The 20,713-nt window shown below is 67.6% G+C and carries 23 protein-coding genes and 1 tRNA gene; 8 read left to right on the top strand and 16 right to left on the bottom strand.

Annotated features, from left to right (window positions below; translation table 11 throughout):
* Positions 1-39: 39 nt before the first annotated feature.
* A complete protein-coding gene (locus BW981_RS02135) occupies positions 40-483 on the bottom strand; it encodes a VOC family protein (protein ID WP_076435817.1) in 444 nt (147 codons plus the stop codon).
* Positions 484-788: 305 nt separating this feature from the next.
* Positions 789-878, bottom strand: a tRNA-Ser gene (locus tag BW981_RS02130).
* 308 nt (positions 879-1,186) lie between these two features.
* Between BW981_RS02130 and rplU the strand changes: the two genes are divergently transcribed.
* The 3 genes from rplU (at position 1,187) to BW981_RS02115 (ending at position 2,930) form a co-directional block, all read left to right on the top strand.
* The gene (gene rplU / locus BW981_RS02125) at positions 1,187-1,678 is read left to right on the top strand and encodes a 50S ribosomal protein L21 (RefSeq protein ID WP_076436725.1); all 492 of its coding nucleotides are present in this window, start codon (positions 1,187-1,189) and stop codon (positions 1,676-1,678) included.
* 169 nt (positions 1,679-1,847) lie between these two features.
* The gene (gene rpmA / locus BW981_RS02120) at positions 1,848-2,114 is read left to right on the top strand and encodes a 50S ribosomal protein L27 (protein ID WP_076435815.1); all 267 of its coding nucleotides are present in this window, start codon (positions 1,848-1,850) and stop codon (positions 2,112-2,114) included.
* A 156-nt stretch (positions 2,115-2,270) separates the two neighbouring features.
* Entirely contained in the window at positions 2,271-2,930 is a 660-nt protein-coding gene (locus BW981_RS02115) for a GNAT family N-acetyltransferase (RefSeq protein WP_076435814.1), read from the top strand.
* A gap of 115 nt (positions 2,931-3,045) precedes the next feature.
* Here the strand turns inward: BW981_RS02115 and BW981_RS02110 are convergent, their stop codons facing one another.
* The 6 genes from BW981_RS02110 to BW981_RS02085 form a co-directional block, all read right to left on the bottom strand.
* On the bottom strand, positions 3,046-3,921 hold the full coding sequence (locus BW981_RS02110) for an alpha/beta hydrolase family protein (RefSeq protein ID WP_076435812.1): 876 nt from the start codon (positions 3,919-3,921) through the stop codon (positions 3,046-3,048).
* On the bottom strand, positions 3,918-4,937 hold the full coding sequence (locus BW981_RS02105; protein WP_076435810.1) for an ABC transporter ATP-binding protein: 1,020 nt from the start codon (positions 4,935-4,937) through the stop codon (positions 3,918-3,920). The genes BW981_RS02110 and BW981_RS02105 overlap by 4 nt, the downstream gene beginning before the upstream one ends.
* Complete coding sequence (locus tag BW981_RS02100; protein WP_076435809.1) at positions 4,934-5,926, bottom strand: ABC transporter ATP-binding protein; 993 nt, start codon at positions 5,924-5,926, stop codon at positions 4,934-4,936. Before BW981_RS02100 ends, BW981_RS02105 begins: the two co-directional genes overlap by 4 nt.
* Positions 5,923-6,831, bottom strand: a complete 909-nt coding sequence (locus BW981_RS02095; protein WP_076435807.1) for an ABC transporter permease — start codon at positions 6,829-6,831, stop codon at positions 5,923-5,925. Before BW981_RS02095 ends, BW981_RS02100 begins: the two co-directional genes overlap by 4 nt.
* Entirely contained in the window at positions 6,828-7,805 is a 978-nt protein-coding gene (locus BW981_RS02090; RefSeq protein ID WP_076435805.1) for an ABC transporter permease, read from the bottom strand. The genes BW981_RS02095 and BW981_RS02090 overlap by 4 nt, the downstream gene beginning before the upstream one ends.
* A gap of 79 nt (positions 7,806-7,884) precedes the next feature.
* Positions 7,885-9,498: an ABC transporter substrate-binding protein gene (locus tag BW981_RS02085; protein WP_076435804.1), complete on the bottom strand. Its 1,614-nt coding sequence runs from the start codon at positions 9,496-9,498 to the stop codon at positions 7,885-7,887.
* Between the two features lie 102 nt (positions 9,499-9,600).
* Here BW981_RS02085 and BW981_RS02080 point away from each other — a divergent pair, with 102 nt between their 5' ends.
* On the top strand, positions 9,601-10,473 hold the full coding sequence (locus BW981_RS02080; protein WP_076435802.1) for a MurR/RpiR family transcriptional regulator: 873 nt from the start codon (positions 9,601-9,603) through the stop codon (positions 10,471-10,473).
* Positions 10,474-10,517: 44 nt separating this feature from the next.
* Here BW981_RS02080 and BW981_RS02075 read toward each other — a convergent pair whose 3' ends face one another.
* From BW981_RS02075 to BW981_RS22920, 6 genes are all read right to left on the bottom strand, one after another.
* Entirely contained in the window at positions 10,518-10,811 is a 294-nt protein-coding gene (locus tag BW981_RS02075; protein ID WP_076435801.1) for a hypothetical protein, read from the bottom strand.
* A gap of 141 nt (positions 10,812-10,952) precedes the next feature.
* Positions 10,953-12,137: an ABC transporter ATP-binding protein gene (locus tag BW981_RS02070; RefSeq protein ID WP_076435799.1), complete on the bottom strand. Its 1,185-nt coding sequence runs from the start codon at positions 12,135-12,137 to the stop codon at positions 10,953-10,955.
* Positions 12,138-12,151: 14 nt separating this feature from the next.
* Entirely contained in the window at positions 12,152-12,979 is an 828-nt protein-coding gene (locus tag BW981_RS02065) for a carbohydrate ABC transporter permease (RefSeq protein ID WP_076435797.1), read from the bottom strand.
* Positions 12,979-13,929, bottom strand: a complete 951-nt coding sequence (locus tag BW981_RS02060; RefSeq protein WP_076435796.1) for a carbohydrate ABC transporter permease — start codon at positions 13,927-13,929, stop codon at positions 12,979-12,981. The genes BW981_RS02065 and BW981_RS02060 overlap by 1 nt, the downstream gene beginning before the upstream one ends.
* A gap of 4 nt (positions 13,930-13,933) precedes the next feature.
* The gene (locus BW981_RS02055; protein ID WP_076435794.1) at positions 13,934-15,163 is read right to left on the bottom strand and encodes an ABC transporter substrate-binding protein; all 1,230 of its coding nucleotides are present in this window, start codon (positions 15,161-15,163) and stop codon (positions 13,934-13,936) included.
* Between the two features lie 259 nt (positions 15,164-15,422).
* Positions 15,423-15,761 (bottom strand): hypothetical protein, encoded by a 339-nt coding sequence (locus BW981_RS22920; RefSeq protein ID WP_175624023.1) that lies wholly within the window; start codon positions 15,759-15,761, stop codon positions 15,423-15,425.
* 103 nt (positions 15,762-15,864) lie between these two features.
* Between BW981_RS22920 and BW981_RS02050 the strand changes: the two genes are divergently transcribed.
* From BW981_RS02050 to BW981_RS02035, 4 genes are read left to right on the top strand one after another with little or no spacing between them, the layout of a single operon-like run.
* A complete protein-coding gene (locus BW981_RS02050) occupies positions 15,865-16,092 on the top strand; it encodes a YgaP family membrane protein (protein ID WP_076435792.1) in 228 nt (75 codons plus the stop codon).
* Entirely contained in the window at positions 16,089-16,517 is a 429-nt protein-coding gene (locus BW981_RS02045) for a YeeE/YedE family protein (RefSeq protein ID WP_076435791.1), read from the top strand. Before BW981_RS02050 ends, BW981_RS02045 begins: the two co-directional genes overlap by 4 nt.
* Positions 16,518-16,524: 7 nt before the next feature.
* Positions 16,525-16,983 carry a DUF6691 family protein gene (locus BW981_RS02040; RefSeq protein WP_076435789.1) on the top strand — a complete coding sequence of 153 codons (459 nt, stop codon included), beginning with the start codon at positions 16,525-16,527 and terminating at the stop codon, positions 16,981-16,983.
* Positions 16,984-16,994: 11 nt separating this feature from the next.
* Entirely contained in the window at positions 16,995-17,888 is an 894-nt protein-coding gene (locus tag BW981_RS02035) for an MBL fold metallo-hydrolase (RefSeq protein ID WP_076435788.1), read from the top strand.
* A 90-nt stretch (positions 17,889-17,978) separates the two neighbouring features.
* Here BW981_RS02035 and rsmD read toward each other — a convergent pair whose 3' ends face one another.
* Complete coding sequence (gene rsmD, locus BW981_RS02030) at positions 17,979-18,539, bottom strand: 16S rRNA (guanine(966)-N(2))-methyltransferase RsmD (protein WP_076435786.1); 561 nt, start codon at positions 18,537-18,539, stop codon at positions 17,979-17,981.
* Positions 18,540-18,542: 3 nt separating this feature from the next.
* Positions 18,543-20,699, bottom strand: coding sequence for a pseudouridine synthase (locus BW981_RS02025; RefSeq protein ID WP_175624022.1), 2,157 nt, complete (start codon positions 20,697-20,699; stop codon positions 18,543-18,545).
* Positions 20,700-20,713: the final 14 nt, after the last annotated feature.

The following is a 20,713-nucleotide window of genomic DNA, read 5'->3' as shown; positions in this document are numbered from 1 at the left end:
GGCCTGCTCCGTCGTCTGTCGTGGCGCTTAGGCGGCCGCTCAGCCTTGCGGCTTCCAGTCAGGGGAGGGGACGGTGTTGATCATCCAGGGGACGCCGAAGCGATCGACCAGCGAGCCGAACCCCGGGGACCAGAACGTCTCGGCGAAAGGCATGATCGCCCTGCCGCCTTCGCCGAGCCCAGCAAACCAGCGCTCGGCCTGGGCTTTGTCTTGCGTATGCACGGAAACGTCGAAGCCGTTCTTGGGCTTCTCGATGTTCGGCGCCCAGCCGGAATCCATGTCGGCCCCCATCAGGGCCTGATCGCCGATCTCCAGCCAGCAATGCATCAGCCAGCTTTTGTATTTCTCGTCGGTGATCGGCATCTCGGGGGGCGCATCGCTATACGGGAAGGCCGCCGTGATCTTCCCGCCGAGCACCTTCGCATAGAACTCGAAAGCCTCGCGGCACTGTCCCTGAAAGCTCAGGCTGGTCACCACCTTCATGAACGTCTCCCTTCGATCTGTGGCCGCAGGGCTACTGCTAAGCCAGGCTGGAACCTCACAAGATATAAGTTGATATCAACGCATATGAGGCGGGGCTGTCAAGCGAGCGGCTGGAGCTGCGGGCGAATCGAAGATCGCTGCCGGTCCAAAAACGCGCGGCGATGCCGCCAGCTCGAGCGTTCCGATGCAGCCGCAAAGGCTGCTGGAAAGACGGTCAGGCTGCGGGAGCAGGACGCCTGATTCCGGCAGGCCCGCCAGTTCCAATCGGAATGTTGCCTCGGAGACTCAATCCCTTGGCGGGATGATGGCGGACAGGGAGGGATTTGAACCCCCGATACCCTTGCAGGTATGCCGCATTTCGAGTGCGGTGCATTCAACCACTCTGCCACCTGTCCGCGGTCGCCTTCGGTCGAAGCGGGGTGGTTACTACACAAGCCGCCCGCGTGGGGCAAGCCTTCTTGTCCACGGGCCTCGCATTGGAGGAATCAGCGCCGCAGCGGGCCTCTCGGCTTGACCTTGGAGCGGCTTGCGACTATCGAGCCCCATCCGGCGTGGGGAAACCCGCGCCGATCTGTTTTGGCCTGCGCGATGCGTCGCTGGCCATGAGCAGCGAACCGACCACGCAATCGACTGCCAAAAAGCCGTTCCGCAGGCGCTTCCGACCGGAGGCCGTGACGGAGCGGGGCCGAACATGGAGGACAAAATGTTCGCAGTCATCAAGACCGGCGGGAAGCAGTTCCGCGTCGCCGCCAACGACAAGATCACCGTCGCCAGGATCGAAGGCAACCCGGGCGATACCGTCGCTTTCGGTTCCGTGCTGATGCTCACCGAGGGCGAGAAGACCACGCTCGACGCCAAGGCGCTGGGCGAGGTCACCGTGGCCGGCGAGATCGTCGAGCAGGCCCGTGGCGAGAAGGTCATCGCCTTCAAGAAGCGCCGCCGCCAGAACTCGAAGCGCAAGCGCGGCTTCCGCGCCGAGCTGACCGTCATCCGCATCACCGACATCCTCACCGGCGGCAAGCAGCCGGAGATGAGGAAGGGTGAGGTCGCCGCGGCTGCCACTGTCGAGACCAAGGCCGCTGCCAAGCCCGCGAAGGCCGCCAAGGCCGAGGCTGCCACCGAGGAGGCGCCGAAGAAGGCTGCCGCCAAGAAGGCGCCTGCCAAGAAGGCCAAGGACGAGGCGTCCGAGGCCTGATCCCGGATTTCCCGGCGTCATCATTCGCGCCGGATCACCATTGCCGAGACTGATCGTCCCGGCCTGTCGCTCCTGACAGGATGGTGTTCCGGCATTTCGTATCCGAGACGGGTGGTCAACGCCGCCGATTCGGGTTAGAGAGACACGACAAGTTTTGAGGTAGGGCGTTATGGCTCACAAAAAGGCAGGCGGCTCGTCCCGCAACGGCCGCGACTCCGAAAGCAAGCGTCTGGGCGTGAAGCGCTTCGGCGACCAGGCTGTCGTTTCCGGCAACATCATTATTCGTCAGCGCGGCACCAAGTGGCATGCCGGCGCCAATGTTGGCATGGGCAAAGACCATACCCTCTTTGCGACGACGAACGGCCGCGTCCGTTTCACGACGAAACTCGGCCGAGCTTTCGTGAACGTAGTGCCGGCCCAAGAGGCCGCAGAGTAAAAGGCGGATAGGGAAATCTCTCGATCCGCCGGTTCCATCGAACCGAACGGATCAAGGGATGCAGGGCCCGAAACGGGTCTCCCGAAGGTCAGCGAAAGGGGAGATGGGACCAAAGTCCCAGCTCCCTTTTTTCGTTTGCGCCGACGGAGAGACAAGATGTTCCCCGAACTGACCCGCGACGATGTCTTCCGGCTCGAGACCCGCCGTCTCTGGCTGCGCTGGCCGCGTATGGCGGATGCCAATGCCATCCTGCGTCAGGCCGGTGAGAAGGCCGTGGCAGAGATGACGGCGAACATCCCGCATCCCTATCCGCCGGAAGCGGTCGATCCCTTCATCTTCGCGACCCGCAAGGGCAATGCGCTGGGCGAGCATCTCGTGCTGGCGATCACGCCCAGCGCCAAGCCGAACGATCTGATCGGCATTATCGGCGCGCACCGGCAGGCCTCGGGTGTTCCGTTCATCGGCTACTGGCTCGGTACCTCGCATTGGGGCAAGGGCTATGCGACCGAGGCTGCGCAGGGGCTGATCGACACGCTATTTTCTCTCGTCGACATCCCGGCGATCGACGCCGATACCCGCGTCATCAACCCGGCCTCGCGGCGGGTGCTGGAGAAGTCCGGCTTCCGGGCGGAAGGCTCGTTCCTCAAGTCGCTGCCGGCGCGGGGAGGGCTCTTCCCCTGCGAGCAGTTCCGGCTCGACCGCTCGACCTGGTCGGCGTTGAAGAACTGGCGCGCGAGCGGCTGGGCGCCGTTGCCGGAGGAGCCGCAGATGGAAGCGGCGAGCGCCGGGCGGGGCGAGCCCTGTCTGGCCTGCTGAGCCCAAGCAGGCTGCGCAGCACCGCCGTCGCATAGGCGGAGCGGGCAGGCGCGGCGACTTCACAACGGAGCTCGGCGATGTGCCGGGCTCCGAACTCATGCGCGCGCGATGGCGGTCAAGCCACCGCGGCGCCTTCCGGCCTGAGTTCATCCACGGGAGGAATGCGATCCTCGAACCAGAAGGCCGCGGCCGCGCGCGACATCGCGGCTCCGTCATGGCCGACGCCCCCGACCGGGACGAGGGTCCAATGGCATGGCGTTCCGCGGCGCCTTGCCTCCGCCTGGGCGAATTCCAGCATGAAATGGGCGCGGCCGAAGCGGTTCGGCCCCTGCGCCAGCGCCTCGGGGTTGGAAGGAAGGTTGGGATCGTCGGTCGCGATGTCCTGGTCGCCGGCGAGCAGAACCATCGGCGTGGCGAGCCAGGCAACCAGTTCTTCCTCGCCGAGCCCGAGTCCGCCGAGCCCTTCGGGGAAACGGCGCTCCAGCGTCGGCAGCGTATACCAGCCGGGATTGGCCGCGATCGCGTCGGCAAAGGGGCCGATGCCGAACGTCGCCAGCATCCGGTGCACGAACTGGCCCCCGGCAGAATGGCCGAAGATGCGGATGGCAGGATTGTCGACCACGCCGCCGGCCCGCAGCGCATCGAGAACGCGTCCGGGCACGGCGTAGAGCCACTGCCCGCGCGGCGCGATGGAACCATCCCCCGCAACGAGGAGGCCGTTATTGTAGCCCTCCGCTTTTGGAAATTCGGAATCGGGGAAGGTCGGAGCGACGATCAGCAGGTTGTGTTTCTCGGCAGCTTCAATCCAGAAATCGCGATAATCGTCGCCATTGCGCATCATGCCGTGCTGCACGACCACCACCGGGTCGTTCGGCTGGTGGCGCGCGGGGCGGTAGAAATTCACGACGAGCGGCCGCTCCGGATGGAAGCCGTCGACGAAAGGCAGCGTGCTGCGGCCGACCTGCGGGTCGAGCGTGGTGGTGGCGGTCATGCGGCCTCCGGAGCCGTGTGCAGATGGCAGGCGGCGCTGCGCCCAGGCGAGATTTCGGCGAGGGCCGGGCGGATTTCGCGGCAGACGGACATCGCCTGCGGGCAGCGCGGATGGAACGGGCAGCCGGGCGGCGGTGCAAGCGGAGAGGGGAGTTCGCCCTTCAGCGGCTCGAAGGCGCGCTTGCGCCGCTTGGCCGAGGGGATCGCTGCGATCAGTGCCGCGCTGTAGGGATGGGCCGGCTCCGCGAAGATCGACGCCGCTGCCCCGATCTCCACGATCCGGCCGAGATACATGATCGCGACCCGGTCGCTGATATGGCGCACGAGGCCGAGATCATGGCTGACGAAGAGATAGGTCAGGCCGTGCCGCGCACGCACATCCATGAACAGGTTGATGACCTGCGCCTGGATCGAGACGTCGAGGGCCGAGACCGGCTCGTCGCAGACGAGGAAATCCGGCTTGACGGCGAGGGCGCGGGCGATGCCGATGCGCTGGCGCTGGCCACCCGAGAACTGGTGCGGATAGCGCTCGCGGTAGGCAAGATCGAGCCCCACCTCGCTCAGCGCCTGATCCACCGCCCCATCGATCTCGGCCTTGGGCAGCAGCTTGTGGACGCTGAGCGCCTCGCCGACGATGCGGCTGACCTTCATGCGCGGGTCGAGCGACGCGTAGGGGTCCTGGAAGATCATCTGGACCTTGAGGAGGAAGTCGAGCCGCTCCTTGCCCCTCAGCCCGGCCACCGGCCGCTGCTCGTAGACCACCTCACCCTGTGTCGGCCTGAGGATTCCGGTGACGATCCGCGCGAGGGTGGACTTGCCGCAACCCGACTCACCGACGAGCCCCAGCACCTCGCCGCGCGCGACGCTGAGATCGACGCCGTCCACGGCGCGCAGCACCGGAGGCGCCTTGCCCCTGCCGGTCGCCATCAGGATGCGCTCGGCCAAGGTCGGCTTTCGCCGGAAATGCTTGGTGATGCCCCTGAGTTCGATGATCGGCACGCTGGTCGAGGCGTTCATGCCGCTTCTCCGACAAGCACGGGGTTGTGGCAGCGGAAACTGCGCGCGCCGTCCTCGGTCGGGGCGGGATCGTGCTCCGCGCAGACCGGCAGGGCGCGGGGGCAGCGCGGCCGGAAGGGGCAGCCGCTCGGACGCGAATCGATGCGCGGCGCGACGCCGTCGATCTGGTTGAGGCGTTGGCCGGGCATGACGTTGGCGGCCGAGGAATGGAGCAGGCCGAGCGTATAGGGGTGATGCGGCGCATCCAGGACCGCGTCCACGGGCCCGATCTCGACGATGCGCCCCGCATACATCACCGCCACCCGGTCGGCGAGTTCGCCCACCACCGCGAGGTCGTGCGTGATCCAGAGCACGGCCGTGCCGGTCTCGCGGGCGAGCTTCTGCACCTCGAACAGGATCTGGCTCTGGATGGTCACGTCGAGCGCCGTGGTCGGCTCGTCGGCGATGATCAGGTCCGGGGCGTTGAGCATGGCGGTGGCAATGGCGACGCGCTGGCGCATGCCTCCGGAAAACTCATGCGGAAACTGCTTCAGTCGCGCCTCGGGCGAGGAGATGCCGACCCGCGACAGCGCCTTGGCCGCTTCTTTCAGTGCCTCGTCGCGGCTGCATTGGCGATGTTCGAGGATCGCCTCGCTCATCTGTTCGCCGATGCTGAGCACCGGGTTCAGCGTCATCAGCGGGTCCTGGAAGATCATCGCGATGCGGTCGCCGCGCAGGCTCCGCAGCCGCTCCTCCGAGGCGGTCCGCAAATCCTCGCCGGCGAACGAGATCGTGCCGGCGACGATCTCGCCCGGAGGGTCGATCAGGCGCACCAGCGAGAAGCCCGTCACTGATTTGCCGGAGCCGGACTCGCCGACGAGCCCCAGCACCTCGCCGCGCGCAATGCTGAGATCGACCCCCTCGACGGCGGCCCATGCGCCGTCGAGCGCGTGGAAGACGGTCCTGAGGCCCCGGACCTCGAGCAGGGGATCGGTCGCGGGATCGGTCATGAGCGCACGTTGAAGCTGCGGCGCAGCCGGTCGCCGACGAGGTTGAGCGAGACGATCAGCAGCACCAGCGCGATGCCGGGGAACACCGCGATCCAGTATTCGCCCGAGAGCAGGAACTCGAAACCGTTGGCGATCAGCAGGCCGAGCGAGGGCTGCGTCACCGGCACGCCGACGCCGAGGAAGGAGAGCGTCGCCTCCAGCGTGATCGCGCTGGCGATGCTGATCGAGGCCACGACGAGGACCGAGCCGACGGAGTTCGGCAGCAGATGCGCCAGCATGATGTGACGGGTCGGCAGGCCAAAATTCAGCGCCGCCTCGATATATTCCTTGCGCCGCTCGACCAGCGCGGAGGCGCGCATCAGCCGGGCATACTGGGCCCATTGCACGAGGATGATCGCGAGGATGACCTTGTCGACGCCGCGTCCGATCGAGGCCAGCAGCACCAGCGCGATCAGGATCGAGGGGAAGCCGAGCATGAAATCGACGACGCGCATGATCACGGCATCGACGCCCCCGCCGAACTGCGCCGCCAGCAATCCGGCCGAGATGCCGATGAAGAGTGCCCCGGCCGTTGCCGTCAGCCCCACCATCAGGCTGGTGCGAAGGCCGTAGAGGATCGCGCTCAGCATGTCGCGCCCCTGCGAATCCGTGCCGAGCCAGTAGGTCATGCCGTTCATGCCGGCCTCGCCCGGAGCCAGCCGGTTGTCCATCACGCTGAGTGCGGCGAGATCATGCGGGTTCTGCGGTGTAATGAACGGCGCGAGGACCGCCAGGGCGACCATGATGCCGAGCAGGACCGCGGCCCCGCGCGTGGTTGGCCTGCTGCGGATGCGGCGCAGCACCTTGTCGCGCAGCGGAGTATCGGCGCCGGCCGGCACGGCGAAGGCTTTCGCTTCGGGGCTCACGCCATCTCTCCCGCCAGCTTCACCCGCGGGTCGAGCGCGGCGTAGAGGATGTCGACGAGGAAGTTGACCGTAACGAAGAGCAGCGTCGCCAGCAGCACATAGGCCACCACCACCGGCCGATCGAGCTGGTAGACCGAGTCGATCAGGAGCTTGCCCATGCCCGGCCAGGCGAACACGGTCTCGGTGATGGTCGAGAAGGCGACGAGGCTGCCGAACTCGATGCCGACGACGGTGACGACCGGGATCAGGATGTTGCGCAGCACATGGCGGCCGACGATGCGGCGCGGCCGCACGCCCTTGGCGCGGGCATATTTGATGTAGTCCTGCGTCATCGTCTCGGTGGTGCCGGCAGCGACGAGGCGGATCATCAGCGCCATCTGCGGAATGGCGAGGTTGATCGCGGGAAGGGCGAGGTGCTTCAGCCCGTCGAGCGTCAGCAGGCTCGTCTTGACGCCGAAAAGCGAGACGGTTTCGCCGCGACCGGCCGTCGGCAGCCAGCCGAGCAGCACGGCGAAGAGGAGGATCAGCATCATCCCCTTCCAGAAGCTCGGCAGCGAGAAGCCGAGCAGCGTGCCACCCATGATGATGCGGGACGGGCGGCTGTCCGGATCGAGCCCTGCATAGAGGCCGAGCGGAACGCCGCCGACGATGGCGAGCGTCATCGAAAGCAGCACCAGTTCGAAGGTGGCGGGCAGGCGGGCGAGAATGAGCTCGATCGCCGGCACACCATGGACGAAGGAGCGCCCGAGATCGCCCTTCAGCGCATTGCCCATGAAGACGAAGTACTGCTGCCAGATCGGCAGGTCGAGGCCGAGCCGCCGGATCAGGGCCTCGCGTTCGGCGGCGCTCGCGGATGGCGAAACCAGCAGCTCCACGGGATCGCCGATGCCGTAGACGGCGAAGAAGACGACGACCGAGACCGCGAGCAGCACGAAGACGCTCTGGATCAGCCGTTGCAGGACATAGGCGGTCATGGGCTTGGGCCGGCTCCGTGGCGCATCGCATCCGGACCGTCCTCACGGGGCGGCCCGTTCTCGTTCTGGTGGAGCAGGCCTACTTCGCCTTCGGTTTCACCGACATCGCCAGCATGAGCTGGTCGGCGCGGCCCTTCACATCGAGCTCAGACTTGAACGCCCAGATGCCGCTCTCGAAATGGATCGGGATGAAGGCGTAGTCCGCGAGCACGATCTTGCCCGCCTCCTGCAGGAGCTGGTCGCGCTTGGCGTCGTCGAGGGTGGTGATCGCCTCGCGGATCAGGGTGTCGAACCTGTCGTTCTTGTAGCCGCCATAGTTCGAGCCGCCGATGGTCTTGGCCTCGTTGGGGGTCGGCGGCCACTGGCGAAGGAAGGAGGCCGCCTCGCCGGTGCCGGAACCCCAGCCGCCGAGCGCGACGGAGAACTCCTTCTTGGCCCGGCGCGGGAAATAGATCGCGCGGGTCATCGCATCGACCTCGGTCTTGATGCCGATCTGCGTCAGGTACTGGGCGACGGCCTGGGTGATCTGGCTGTCGTTGATGTAGCGGTCATTGGTGCTCGAGAGCGTAAGCTGGAAGCCCTTCTCGTAGCCGGCCTCGGCGAGCAGCTTCTTCGCCTGGGCGGGGTCGTAGGCCAGCTTCTCCGGCTTGGCCTGCGTGCCGAACATGCCGGTCGGCAGGTACTGATAGGCCGGCTCAGCCGCCCCATCCATGATGCGCTTCACGATGGCGTCGCGGTCGATGGCGAGCGACATCGCCTTGCGGACGCGGACATCCTTCAGCGGGCTCTTACCGTCTTCGGCCTTGACGAAAGGGCTCTGGTCGCGGGCAACATCGAGCTGGAAATAGATCACGCGGGTCGAGGGCGTGACCACCGAGGCGAACCGCTTGTCGTTCTTGATGCGGCCGAGATCGCGCGCCGCCGGGTTCTCGATCACGTCGTAGTCGCCGGCGAGCAGGCCGGCGAGGCGCGGGCCGGCATTGGTCACCGGCAGCAGGCGCACGTTCGCCCAGGGCTCGGCCTTGCCCCAATAGCTTGGGTTGCGCTCGAGCTCGATCGACGAGCCGCGCGAATAGGACTTCAGCTTGTAGGGGCCGGTGCCGATGGCGAGCGTGCCGTCATTGAAGCCGCTGACGGTCGGCCAAGGGCCGGTCACGCCGCAATTCTTGGCGATGTCGTAGCTGATCGGCCCATGCTCGACGATGCTAGCCGAGAGGATCGGCAGCGCCGATAGCAGGTTCGGCAGCAGCGGCTCGGGGTTGGTGGTCGTGATCACCAGGGTCTTGGGATCCGGCGCCTCGACTGAGGCGAAATTGCCGGTCACGTCGGCGAAGGAATCGGAAACCTTGGTCTCGTTCTTCAGCGTGCGGCAGAAGGTGAAGACCACGTCCTCGGCGGTGAACGGCTTGCCGTTAGAGAAGGTGACGCCATCGCGCAGCTTGAAGGTCCAGCGGTTCTTGCCGTCGTTTTCCCAGGAGGATGCGAGGCTCGGATGCAGCTTCTGCTGCTCGTCCTGACGCACCAGCGAATCGAAGATATGCTGCGCCAGCGCGTTGTTGGGCGTCAGATCGTGGTAATGCGGATCGACCGCCGTCGGCTCGGAGGCGAGCGCGATCCGCAGAGTCTGCGCCGAGGCGCAGATCGAGGACAAGGATGCCGTGGCCAGGGCCAGGGCGAAGATCGACCGACGCATGATGAGACCCGCTCCCGTTCATCTTTGACAGGTTTATTTTCGTCGGTTAGCAAACATGAAAATTTTTGAACGTCAACCGGCGAGAGCGATGGAAAAGGGCGGATGTCCCAAGGCCTGAAACCCTCCACCGATCTCTCGAACCGGATCGCGCGGATCTATCCGTCGCTGAGCAATGGCCACCGCCGCGCTGCCGATTTCGTGCTCCAGCATCCGCTCGACGTCGCGACGATGACGATCGAGGGGCTGGCCGAGGGCAGCGGGACTTCGAACGCGACCGTCACGCGCTTCGTCAGGGCACTCGGCTATGGTGGCTACGGCGAATTCCGCGCGGCCCTGTCTGCCGCGCTGAAATTCGCTCACGAGCCGGTGGACAATTTCGCCGGAGCCCGCGCCGCGCCCGGCTCGACCTTCGCAACCTTCACCGCCGCGCTCGCCGATCAGGCAACCAATCTGCAGGCGGCACGCGACAGCCTCGACGAGGCGGCTGTGACTCAGGCCGTCGCGCTGCTGCTCAAGGCGTCGCGGGTCTTCATCGCGGCCTCCGGCGCGAGCCACCATGTCGCGTCGTTCCTGGAAGATGGACTGGCGCTCTATCTCGACGCGGATGTGACCTTCGCCTCCTCGCGCACCGGCCCGGAGCGGGCGATCCGGCACATGATGTCGGCCAGGCCGGACGACCTCGTCGTGGCCATCTCCGTGCCGCGCTATTCGCGGGCGACGCTCGACCTCGCGACCTTCGCCAAGAAGCGCGGCGCCTCGGTGCTGGCCTTGACCGACAGCCCGACATCGCCCCTGGCGCCGATCGCCGATGTCGCGCTCTTCGCGCCGGCGCGGAGCCGCCTGTTGCCCAACTCGCCGACGGCGATCCTCGCCTTGGCCGACGCGCTGATTGCGGCCATCGCCAGGGAAAGGCCCGATGCGGTGGAAGCGCTCAAGGAACTGAGCGAGAGCCTGCTCTGGACCTTCTATCGCTGAAGGAGGCGCTCAAGCGCCTTTGCTCCGCTTGAGGACGGCTCCGCTCAGGCGCCGGGGCTGTTCGGCAATGGCGTGTCTGTTTCAGCCACCCGGCCGGCGATCAGTTCGATGAGCTCCCGCACCGACTTGCAGGCATGAAGCGCATCATCATGCAGCATGTCGCGATCGAACTCGCGCTCGATCGCATTGCCGACGAGCGTCAGGTCGTCCTGCGACAACCCGATGTCCGTAACATCCGCAGACATCTCGAGCTTCGCACGATCGACCAGGCCTTCCCGCGCGATGATGTCGAGCAGGCGCTCGACCAGAGAGGCTTCGGCCTCGTTCAGTTCGGACATCTCCAACAACCCCTTTCGGCGCCCAGCCAAGCCGCAACCTCCCGAACCATATCGGGGCTCGCAAAAAGGCGACTGGGCGCCTGCCACCAACCGCAACCCGCGAGGATGGGGAGGGGTTCCTGAGCCGCAGGCCTTCCGGTATCAGCCAAAGGCGGGGCCGGGGTCCAGGCGGTGGCCGGTCTCTGCAGAGAACAGGACGGTTTCCGACAGGTCGAGCGAGAGGGAAACGGCCTCGCCCCGCGCCAGCTCGCTGTAGCCGGAGGTGGTGACCATGATCTCGCCGGGAACCTCGCCCTCCTCGGGATGAGCGGTGCGCGCCTGCGCGAGTCCGACGGCGATGACGGATTCCGCTCCGACATGCTCGACGAAGCTGACGCTGCCCGCCAGCCCGCCCGCCGCGCCGGCCGGCCCGATCGCAAGCGCTCCGGGGCGGATGCCAAGCAGGACGGAAGGCGCCTTGGCCGCCTGCGCTGCCGCCAGCAGCCGGGCGGGCAGGGGCAGCAGCGCTTCGCCGATGCGGATGGCATTCCCCTCGATCCGGCCCTCGATCAGGTTCATCGGCGGCGTGCCGATGAAGCGGGCGACATAGGTGTTGGCGGGAGAGGTGTAGATCTCGCGCGGCGTGCCGAATTGCTGGATGACGCCGTCGCGCATCAGGGCAATGCGCGTGCCCATGGTCATCGCCTCGACCTGGTCATGAGTCACATAGACGAAGGTGCCGCCGACGCGCTGGTGGAGGCGCGTGATTTCCGCCCGCATCGCCGAGCGCAGCTTGGCGTCGAGGTTGGAAAGAGGCTCGTCCATCAGGAAGACCTCGGGCTGGCGCACCATGGCGCGCCCGAGCGCGACGCGCTGGCGCTGGCCGCCCGAGAGCGTGCGCGGGTAGCGGTCGAGCATCTCGGTCAGCGACAGCGTCTTCGCCGTCTTTTCGACGAGGTCGCTCACGGCCGGCGAGCGCTCGATGCGGCGCTTGGCTAGCCCGCCGATGACGGGAAGGTGGAACCACCATTTGAACTGCCGCATGATCAGCGGGAAGGCGATGTTCCGGCGCACCGTCATATGCGGGTACAGCGCATAGGACTGGAAGACGAAGGCCATGTCGCGGGCGCTCGGCGGCAGTTGGTCGACGCGCTTGCCCCCGACATGGATTTCGCCGGAGGTGACGGTCTCCAGCCCGGCCAGCATGCGCAGCAAGGTGGACTTGCCGCAGCCGGAGGGGCCGAGCAGGACGAGGAACTCCCCGTCCTTCACATTCAGGTCGATATCGGCGATCGCGACCTTGGGGCCGAAATGCTTGGCGACGTGGTTGAGCGTGATCGAGGCCATGATGCTTGTTTTCCTCAGCCCTTGACGCTGCCGGCGGTCATGCCGGCCACGACATAGCGCTGGACCATCAGGTAGAAGGCGACGGCGGGCAGCGTGTACATCACGCCGATCGCCATGACGGTGTGGATCGGGGTCGAAAGCTCGCCGACGAAACTGGCGAGGCCGACCGAGGCGGTGCGGAGCTCCTGGCTGAGGATCAGCGTCTGGGCGAAGACGTACTCGTTCCAGCCATGGAAGAAGGCGATGACCGATGCGGCCGCGAGCGTCGGCGCAACAATGGGCAGCACGATGCCGAGCACGATGTCGAGCCGCGAGCAGCCGTCGATGCGGGCAGCTTCCTCGATTTCGAGCGGCACGCCGTCGATCGCGCCCTTCAGGATCCAGGTGATGACCGGGACCGTGAAGGCGGCATTCGCCAGGATAAGCCCGCCCAGCGTGTCGAGCAGCAGCAGCTTGGCGAAGATGGCGTACAGCGGCACCACCAGCATCGCCTCGGGCAGCATCTGGGTCGCGAACAGCACGAAGCCGAGCACGCCCTTGCCGTGGAACCTGAAGCGCGAGAGCGCATAGGCGGGCAGGATGGCCAGCAGGATCGACAGCACCATCGTGCCGATCGCCACGATCGCGCTGTTCTTCAGCCAGAGCAGCACGCCGGTCTTGGCGAAGGTCTCGGCATAGTTGAAGGCCTGGGCAGGATCGGGGACCATCTGGGGACGGTCGGCGAAGAGGTTCGCCGAGGAGGTCAGCGAGGTCACGACCATCCAGTAGATCGGGAACAGCGCAGCACTGAGCAGCACCATGATCAGCGCCATGCGCAGCGCATGGGAGGCGGGGGTCTTCATCAGCGGCGCCCCTGCGCGCGCTCGGTGCGCTGCGTGTACCAGAAATAGACGAAGGTCACGACGAGGGCGATGGTCAGCCCGATCATGCCGACGGCGGCCGCCTCGCCGAGCTCGCGGGCGACGAAGCCGCGCGTATAGAGCTCGATGACCAGCGTCTTGGTGGCTCCGATCGGCCCGCCCTGCGTCATCACCCAGATCAGGTCGAAACGGCGCAGCGACCAGATCGTGACGAAGAGCGCCAGCAGCGCCACCGTCGGCTGGATCGTCGGCCAGACGGCGACCTTGAAGATGCTGAAGCGGTCGGCCCCGTCCATCTGCGCCGCCTCGCGCACCTCTTCCGAGACGCCCTGCAGTGCCGCAAGAAGCACGACCGAGGAGAAGGGAAAGATCTGCCAGACGGTGGTGAACAGCACGGCCGGCAAGGCGAGCTTCGGGTTGTCGAGCCAGCTCTCATAGCCGATCTCGAGATCCATCAGCTTCAGCACATGGTTGAAGATGCCGTACTGGGCATTGAGCATCCAGGCGAAGATGGTCGCGACCGCCACCGGCGGCGCGGCCCAGGGCACGGTGACCAGCGCCCGCGCCAGCCCCCGCCCGCGAAACGGCCGGTCGAGCAGCAGCGCCGCTCCCAGCCCCAGCGAGATCGCAAAGACGACGCAGGCGATCGTGTAGATCAGCGTGGTCCAGAGCACGGATGCGAAATCGCTGGAGGAGGCGAGGTCGTGGTAGTTGCGCAAGCCCACGAAGCGGGCATCCTGCGGCGCGAGCAGCGAGCTCTGCTGGAAGCTGAGGATGAACTCGCTGATCAGCGGGTAACCCTGGAACACCGCCAGGTAGAGCGCGACGGGCGCGATGAACAGATAGGGCGTCCAGCGGCTCTCCCGGTCGCGCCCCCCGAGACGGGGGACGCGCCCGGCCGTCGCCGTCGCGGGGCTGGCGGTGTTGCTCATGGGCTCACTGCCGCTCGATGCGCTTCAGCGCCAGGGACTGCACCTCGTCCATGGTCTTCTTCACATCGGCATTGCCGACGAGGATCTTCAGCACCTGTTCGACCACGATCTGCTGGATCTCCAGCGTCTTGGTCTCGAAGCCGAGCACGAGCTGCGGGAGCGCATAGGGAGTCTGCGCATCGTAGACGCCGAGCCAGGGCGACCGCTCCAGATCGGCCTTGGGCCGCTCGACCGCCGTGGCCACGCTGGCCGCGCCGAGGATGCCCTGCAATTCGCTCTGCGCCGCCTGCTGCAGCATCCAGTTGATGAAGACCCCGCAGGCCGCCTTGTTCTTGGTGTTGGCGTTGACCGAGAGCGCGGTCAGGATCAGCCCCTGCTGCCGGTTCGGGAAGGGCGAGGGCGCCGCCTTGAAGCCGAGGTTCGGGTTCTGCGCGGCGAAGATGCCGGCGACGCCGCCATTGTCGATGTTCATGGCGATCTTGCCTTCCCAGAACATCCGGCGATAGGTCGCCGCATCAGCCCCCTTCGGGATCACGCCGGCGTCATAGACCTGCTTGTAGGCGGTGATCGCCTCGACGACCTTGGGGCTGTTGAGGGTGAGCTGCTTGCCGTCGGCCCAGTTCCCGCCGAAGCCGTAGACGTAGTTCGTCAGGTCCTGCCAGAAGCCCGAACGCTCGGGCATGGTCGCGCGGAAGGCGTAGCCGAAATTGCCCTTGCCGGTCGCTTCCTTGGCGGCGGCGAGGAACTCCTGGAAGGTCTTCGGCGGTTCGCCGCCCTTCAGCAGCGCCGGGTTGTAGATGAGTTGGTAGTTGGCAAGCTCGAACACCACGCCATAGCGCTTGCCCTCGACGTTGAGGAACTTGTCGGGCGCCTGGAAGGTGTATTTGCCGGGCTCGACCAGATCGTCGATCGGCAGGATCCGCTTGGCCGGAAGGGCCGCGAAGAAATCGGTCTGGTCGAAGCGGACGAGGTCGGGCCCGCCGCCGCCGCCCATCTGGGTGAAGACGGTATTGGCGAGCTGCGAGAACGGGATCGCCACCGGCTGCACCTCGACCTTGTCCTGCGAGGCGTTGAATTTCTCGATCCAGGCCTTGAGCTTGTCGCCCCGGCCGGCTTCCGCGAAGGTCGCGGCAGCGAAGGTGATGGTCGTTTTGCCCTGCGCGAAGGCGTGGGTGGCACCGAGCGCTGCTGTCGCTCCGGCGGCCGCGAGCATGGTGCGTCGCGTCAGTTTCATGGTGACGTCCTCCGAAATGCCCGTTGCCCGGGACCGATTGATTGGCCATGCGAGGCGCCGGCGCGCAGAGCCGCCAGCGGGCGAACCGGTGGCGGCGTTGGCGCAGATCGCCTGAACAGTCGTGGGTTCTCGGAGCGCCTGAAACAGGCGCGCTCTCCCAAGGCCCGCTTCTTCTCGGCCTCGGGGGCCGGGTGCGGTGCCGGGCATTATAGATATGTTGTGAAATGTTACAAGCGGGCCGATCGATGGCGCCGCCCGGTCAGGACGCGGCCGGGCGACCTCGTGCGCCCGGCGCGGCGAAGCGCTCGATCCGGCCGTGGTCGCGCAGCAGGGCACCACCGTCGCGATTCCGGCCGGCACGGCGGCCCGCGCCGGCCGCCATCTCAACCTCCACCTGACCTTCGCGGAGTGATGCGATGTCGGCCGGATGAAGCTTCAGGTGCTCGCGAACATGCGCGCGCCGCCGCCAAGAACATGGCGCATGCGCGGCACCGCGCCCCCATTCCGCCTTCGTCAGGGAGACGCAGGACTTCACCGTCATGCTGATCGGCCAGAAGGGCGACACCTTCGCCGTGCCGATGGAACTGGAGCCGATCAAGCCTGCCTGACAGCGCCCTCCGGAAAATCGGGCCGCCGGATTGACATATTCAGTTATTTATATATGAGTGGTCGGATATTGTGAAACGCCAAAGGAGGCGGCCATGGTCAATGTCGGTTCGCTCGATCGCATGCTTCGGTTCATCGTCGGCGCCCTGCTCGTCGCCGCTGCCTTCGTGCCGCCGCTGGCGGGTTGGGTGGCGCCCTTGGGAGCGTGGAAGTACGCGCTGACGGCCTGGGGAGTGGTGATGCTCCTGACGGCCGCCATCCGTTTCTGCCCTGCCTATAGCCTGCTGGGCATCAAGACCTGCCGGACCGGGCCGGCGTCGTGACCGTCAGCGGCTTCACGCCGCTCGCCTCGCTGGTGGGCGGCGCCCTGATCGGCCTCTCTGCCGTGATGCTGATGCTGTTCCAGGGCCGCATTGCCGGGATCAGCGGCATCGTTTCGCGGCTGTTGCCGCCGGAGCGCGATGGCCAGGTCGCCGGGCGGATCGCGATGGTCCTGGGGCTCGTCGCGGCGCCCGTCGCCTATGTGACGATCACCGGCACCTGGCCTGTCCCGCAGATCGGCGCGAGTGCGCCGGTTCTGGTCGTGGCGGGGCTCCTGGTCGGCTTCGGCTCGGTCTGGGGCAATGGCTGCACGTCGGGCCATGGAATCTGCGGCTTGTCCCGCTTCTCCCTGCGCTCGGCCGTCGCGGTGGCCGTCTTCATGGCAACCGCGATCGCGACCGTCTTCATCGCCCGTCACCTGCTGTGAGCCTGTCATGTCCGTCGCCATCCAATTTCTGGTCGGGCTCGTCTTCGGCACGGGGCTGATCGTCGCCGGCATGGCCGATCCGGCCAAGGTCCTGGCCTTTCTCGATCTGGGAGCCATCCCGGGCGGCAACTGGGATCCCAGTCTCCTTTTCGTCATGGCCGGTGGCATCGGAGTGACGATGATCGGTTACCGCCTCGTGCTCGGGCGAAGCCGGCCGCTGCTGGCGGATCGCTTTGCGCTGCCTCCCGCCAATCGTCCGGATGTCCGGCTCGTCACCGGGGCGGCGCTATTCGGCATCGGCTGGGGGCTCGCCGGCTTCTGCCCCGGGCCCGCGCTGGTCTCCGTCGTCACCGGCGGGCTGCCGGCCCTTGTCTTCGTCGCGGCCATGCTGATCGGCATGGCGCTCGCCCGCCGGCTCGCCATCCGTCACGCCCTGCCGCCGCCGTTGCCATTACCTCGCAGCTGAGGAGATTTCCCATGCAAAGCGTTCCCCGCGCCGTCGACCTCGCGACCAGGCCGGAGGTGACCGCCTTCTTTGACGAGGCGACGAACACCGTGAGCTATGTCGTCAAGGATCCGGCCTCGCAGGCCTGCGCGGTCATCGACTCGGTCATGGACATCGACTACGCCGCCGGCAGGATCGCCTATGAATCGGCGGACGAGATCATCGCCTTCATCCGCGAGCACGCTCTCACGCTCGAATGGCTGATCGAGACCCATGTCCACGCCGACCACCTCTCGGCAGCGCCTTATATTCAGGGCAAGCTCGGCGGCAGGATCGGGATCGGCGACCAGATCACCGTCGTCCAGGAAACCTTCGGCAAGGTCTTCAACGAGGGCACCGAGTTCCAGCGCGACGGCAGCCAGTTCGACCGGCTCTTCGCTGATGGCGATACCTACACAATCGGCAGCATGACCGCCTTCGCCATGCACACGCCGGGGCATACGCCGGCCTGCATGACGCATGTCGTCGGCGACGCGGCCTTCGTCGGCGACACGCTGTTCATGCCGGACGGCGGCTCGGCCAGGGCCGATTTCCCCGGCGGGGACGCCCGCACCCTCTACCGCTCGATCAAGCGTGTGTTGTCGCTTCCGCCGCAGACGCGGCTGTTCATGTGCCACGATTACGGGCCGAATGGCCGCGAGATCCGCTGGGAAACCACTGTCGCCGAGCAGCGCGCGCACAACATCCATGTGCATGATGGCATCGGCGAGGACGAGTTTGTCGAGAAGCGCGAAGCGCGCGACCGCACGCTCGCCATGCCCAAGCTCATCATCCCCTCGCTGCAGGTCAACATGAAAGCCGGGGAATTGCCGGCGCCGGACTCGAGTGGAAAGCGTTTCCTCAAGGTGCCGCTCAACGGGCTCTGAGCGCCGCCGGAACGGGCCTCACCGATCGCTCCGGCGAGAGGGCTGGGCGGTGCTGGAGGACGAGCCTGGACGGCGTTCCGGGCAGGCGTTTCAGTTCGCGCGCAGGATCAGCACCTGCGCCTCGCCATAGGCGCGCCGCTCGATCTCCTCGAAGCCCTCGGGCAGGCTGATCTCGCTGTCGGCGGCCTCTTCCAGCACGACCAGAGCATCCCGCTCCAGCCAGCCGCCGTCGCGGGCGGAGGCGAGCGCCTTCTCGCCGAGGCCCTTGCGGTACGGAGGATCGCAGAAGACGAGTCCGAACGACGCCATGCCGGTGATGGGGCCGAGTTTCGTGGCGTCGCGGCGGAAGATGCGGCTCAGGCCCGCGAGCCCCAGCGCCATCTGGTTCGCGCGGATAAGCCCGCGGGCCTCGGTGCCGTCATCGACCAGCAGCGCAAATCCCGCGCCGCGCGAGAGCGCCTCGAAGCCGAGCGCGCCCGTGCCGGCGAAGAGATCGAGCACGCGCGCGCCCTCGACCGCGCCACCATAGGCGTGAGCGAGCACGTTGAAGAGGGATTCGCGCAAGCGATCCGAGGTCGGCCGGATGCTGCCGATCCCCGGTTTCGGCCCGGCCAGTGGCCGCCCGCCCAATCGTCCGCCGACGATCCGCATCGCTCAGTCGCGCTGGCCTCGGGGACCACCCGGACGGGGCCCCTTGCCGGCGCCGCTCGGGCGTCCACCGCCGGGGCGGCCCCCACCAGGACGTCCACCGCCCGGCTTGCCGCCGAAGGGGCGCCCGCCCGCAGGCTTGTCGCCGAAGCTGCGGCCACGCGGCCTGTCGCCTGCCGGCTTGTCGCCGAAGCGGCGCGCCGGGCGCTCGGCGCCGTCGCGGGCGGGTCGGTCGCTGCGCGGCGCGCGGTCCTGCCGAGGTCGCTCCTGCCCACGTCGCTCCTGCCCAGGTCGTTCCTGCCAAGGCCGCTCGTCGGTCCGGTCGCGTCCGCCGGCCTCCTCGCGCGGGCGACGCACCGGCCTGTCGCCGGAGCTGCGCTCGACGCTGCGGGCGGGGCGGGCCTCGCCGCGCTCGTTGCGCGGCTTGCGGTCGGGCCTGCGCCGGCTCTCCGGTTCGGCGGGAGCCTCCTCGCGTGTGCTGCTGACGCGCTCGACCAGCACGCGCCGGCCCTTCGGATCGGCGATCGCCTTGTCGCGCCTGCGCGCGACCTCGCCGCTGGCCTCCCGGCTCTCGCGCTCGAGCTTGGGATCGGCGCCGCGGCGGGGCGGCGCCTTGCGCGGGCGCTGCGCCTCGTCCTCGTCGCGCCAGACACCGCGCGTCCACGGCTTGTCGCCGCGCGGGCGCTGCGTCGGAGGTGCCTCGTCGCGGCGGGCTCCGTCGTTGCGGCGGCGCGGGCGATCCTCTGCTGCCGGGGCCTCGCGGCGGGGCGGCGCGGTCGGCAGGGCGTCGCGGCGCGGCGTTTCGAAATCGGCACCGGCTTTTGCGGTGAGTTCCGTACCCAGCTGGTCCTGCAGCACCCTGGACCGGATCTCCTCGACCTCGCCTTCCGGCATGTCGCCGAGCTGGAACGGGCCGAAGGAGATGCGGATCAGCCGGTTGACCGTCAGCCCGAGATGCTCGAGCACGGTCTTGACCTCGCGGTTCTTGCCCTCGCGCAGATCGACGGTCAGCCAGGTGTTGAAGCCCTGCTGGCGCTCGAAGCGTGCCGCCACCGGTCCGTAATGCACGCCCTCGATGGTGACGCCGTCCTTGACCGTGTCGAGCACGTCCTGCGTCACCTCGCCGAAGGCGCGCACGCGGTAGCGCCTGAGCCAGCCGGTTTCCGGCAGCTCCAGCACCCGCGCAAGGCCGCCATCGTTGGTAAGCAGCAGCAGGCCTTCGGTGTTGATGTCGAGGCGGCCGATGGTGAGCACCCGCGGCAGGTCTTCCGGCAACGTATCGAAGACCGTCGGGCGGCCTTCGGGATCGAAATTCGTGGTCACCACGCCGCGCGGCTTGTGGAACAGCCACAACCTTGTGCGCTCGCGCGCCGGCAGCGGCTCGCCATCGACCAGAACGGCATCGGTCGGCTTCACGTCATAGGCGGGACTCTCCAGCACCTGCCCGTTCACGCTGACGCGGCCTTCCGCGATCATCGCCTCGCTGTCGCGGCGGGAGGCGACGCCGGCACGCGCCATCACCTTGGCGATGCGCTCGGGTTCCTGCGCGACGATCAGCTTGCTCTCGGCGGGAGCCTCCTCGCGGCTCCGGCTCGCTCGCTCGCTGCGCTCGGGCCGCGGGCCACGCTCGGTCCTCGGGCGGTCGAAGCTGCGCTCGCCGCCTTCGCGGCGCGGTCCGGCGGCGCGTGCCGGCCGTTCGGCCGTCTCGCCGCGCGGGCGGAAGCCCCGCTCGGCCCCGCGCTCGGCGCTGCGGGGACGGTCCTCGCTGCTACGGGCGCGGAAGGGACGGGCCTCGCCTTCGCTGCGGGGGCGGGGCGGGCGATCGCCGGCCGGCTTGTCGAAGCGGCGTGCGGGGCGCTCCATACCCTCCGCCGGGCCGCGGAACGGCCTGCGTTCGCCTTCCTCGCGAGAATCCTTGCGTTCGGCGCCGTCGCGGGGCGGGGCGGAGCGGCCTTCCCCGCCACGCTCTCCGAAGCTGCGTGCTCCGGCTCCGGCAGGCCGCTTGGCGCCGAAGCTCTTGCCACCGAAGCTCTTGCCGCCGGCCCTGTCGCTGCCGAAGCCTCTGCTGCCAGAGCCCGGGCCGCCCGATCCTTGACCGCCACGGCTGCCGCCGCCGCCGCCCTTGCGGGGGCCGCGGCCTTTGCTGTTGTCGTCGTCTGCCATGATGACTCCTGAGC

The organism is Allobosea sp. TND4EK4 (assembly GCF_900156025.1).
GTDB lineage: Bacteria > Pseudomonadota > Alphaproteobacteria > Rhizobiales > Beijerinckiaceae > Allobosea.
The sequence above is the reverse complement of the archived record's forward strand: the minus strand, read 5'-3'. Positions and strand labels throughout refer to the sequence as shown.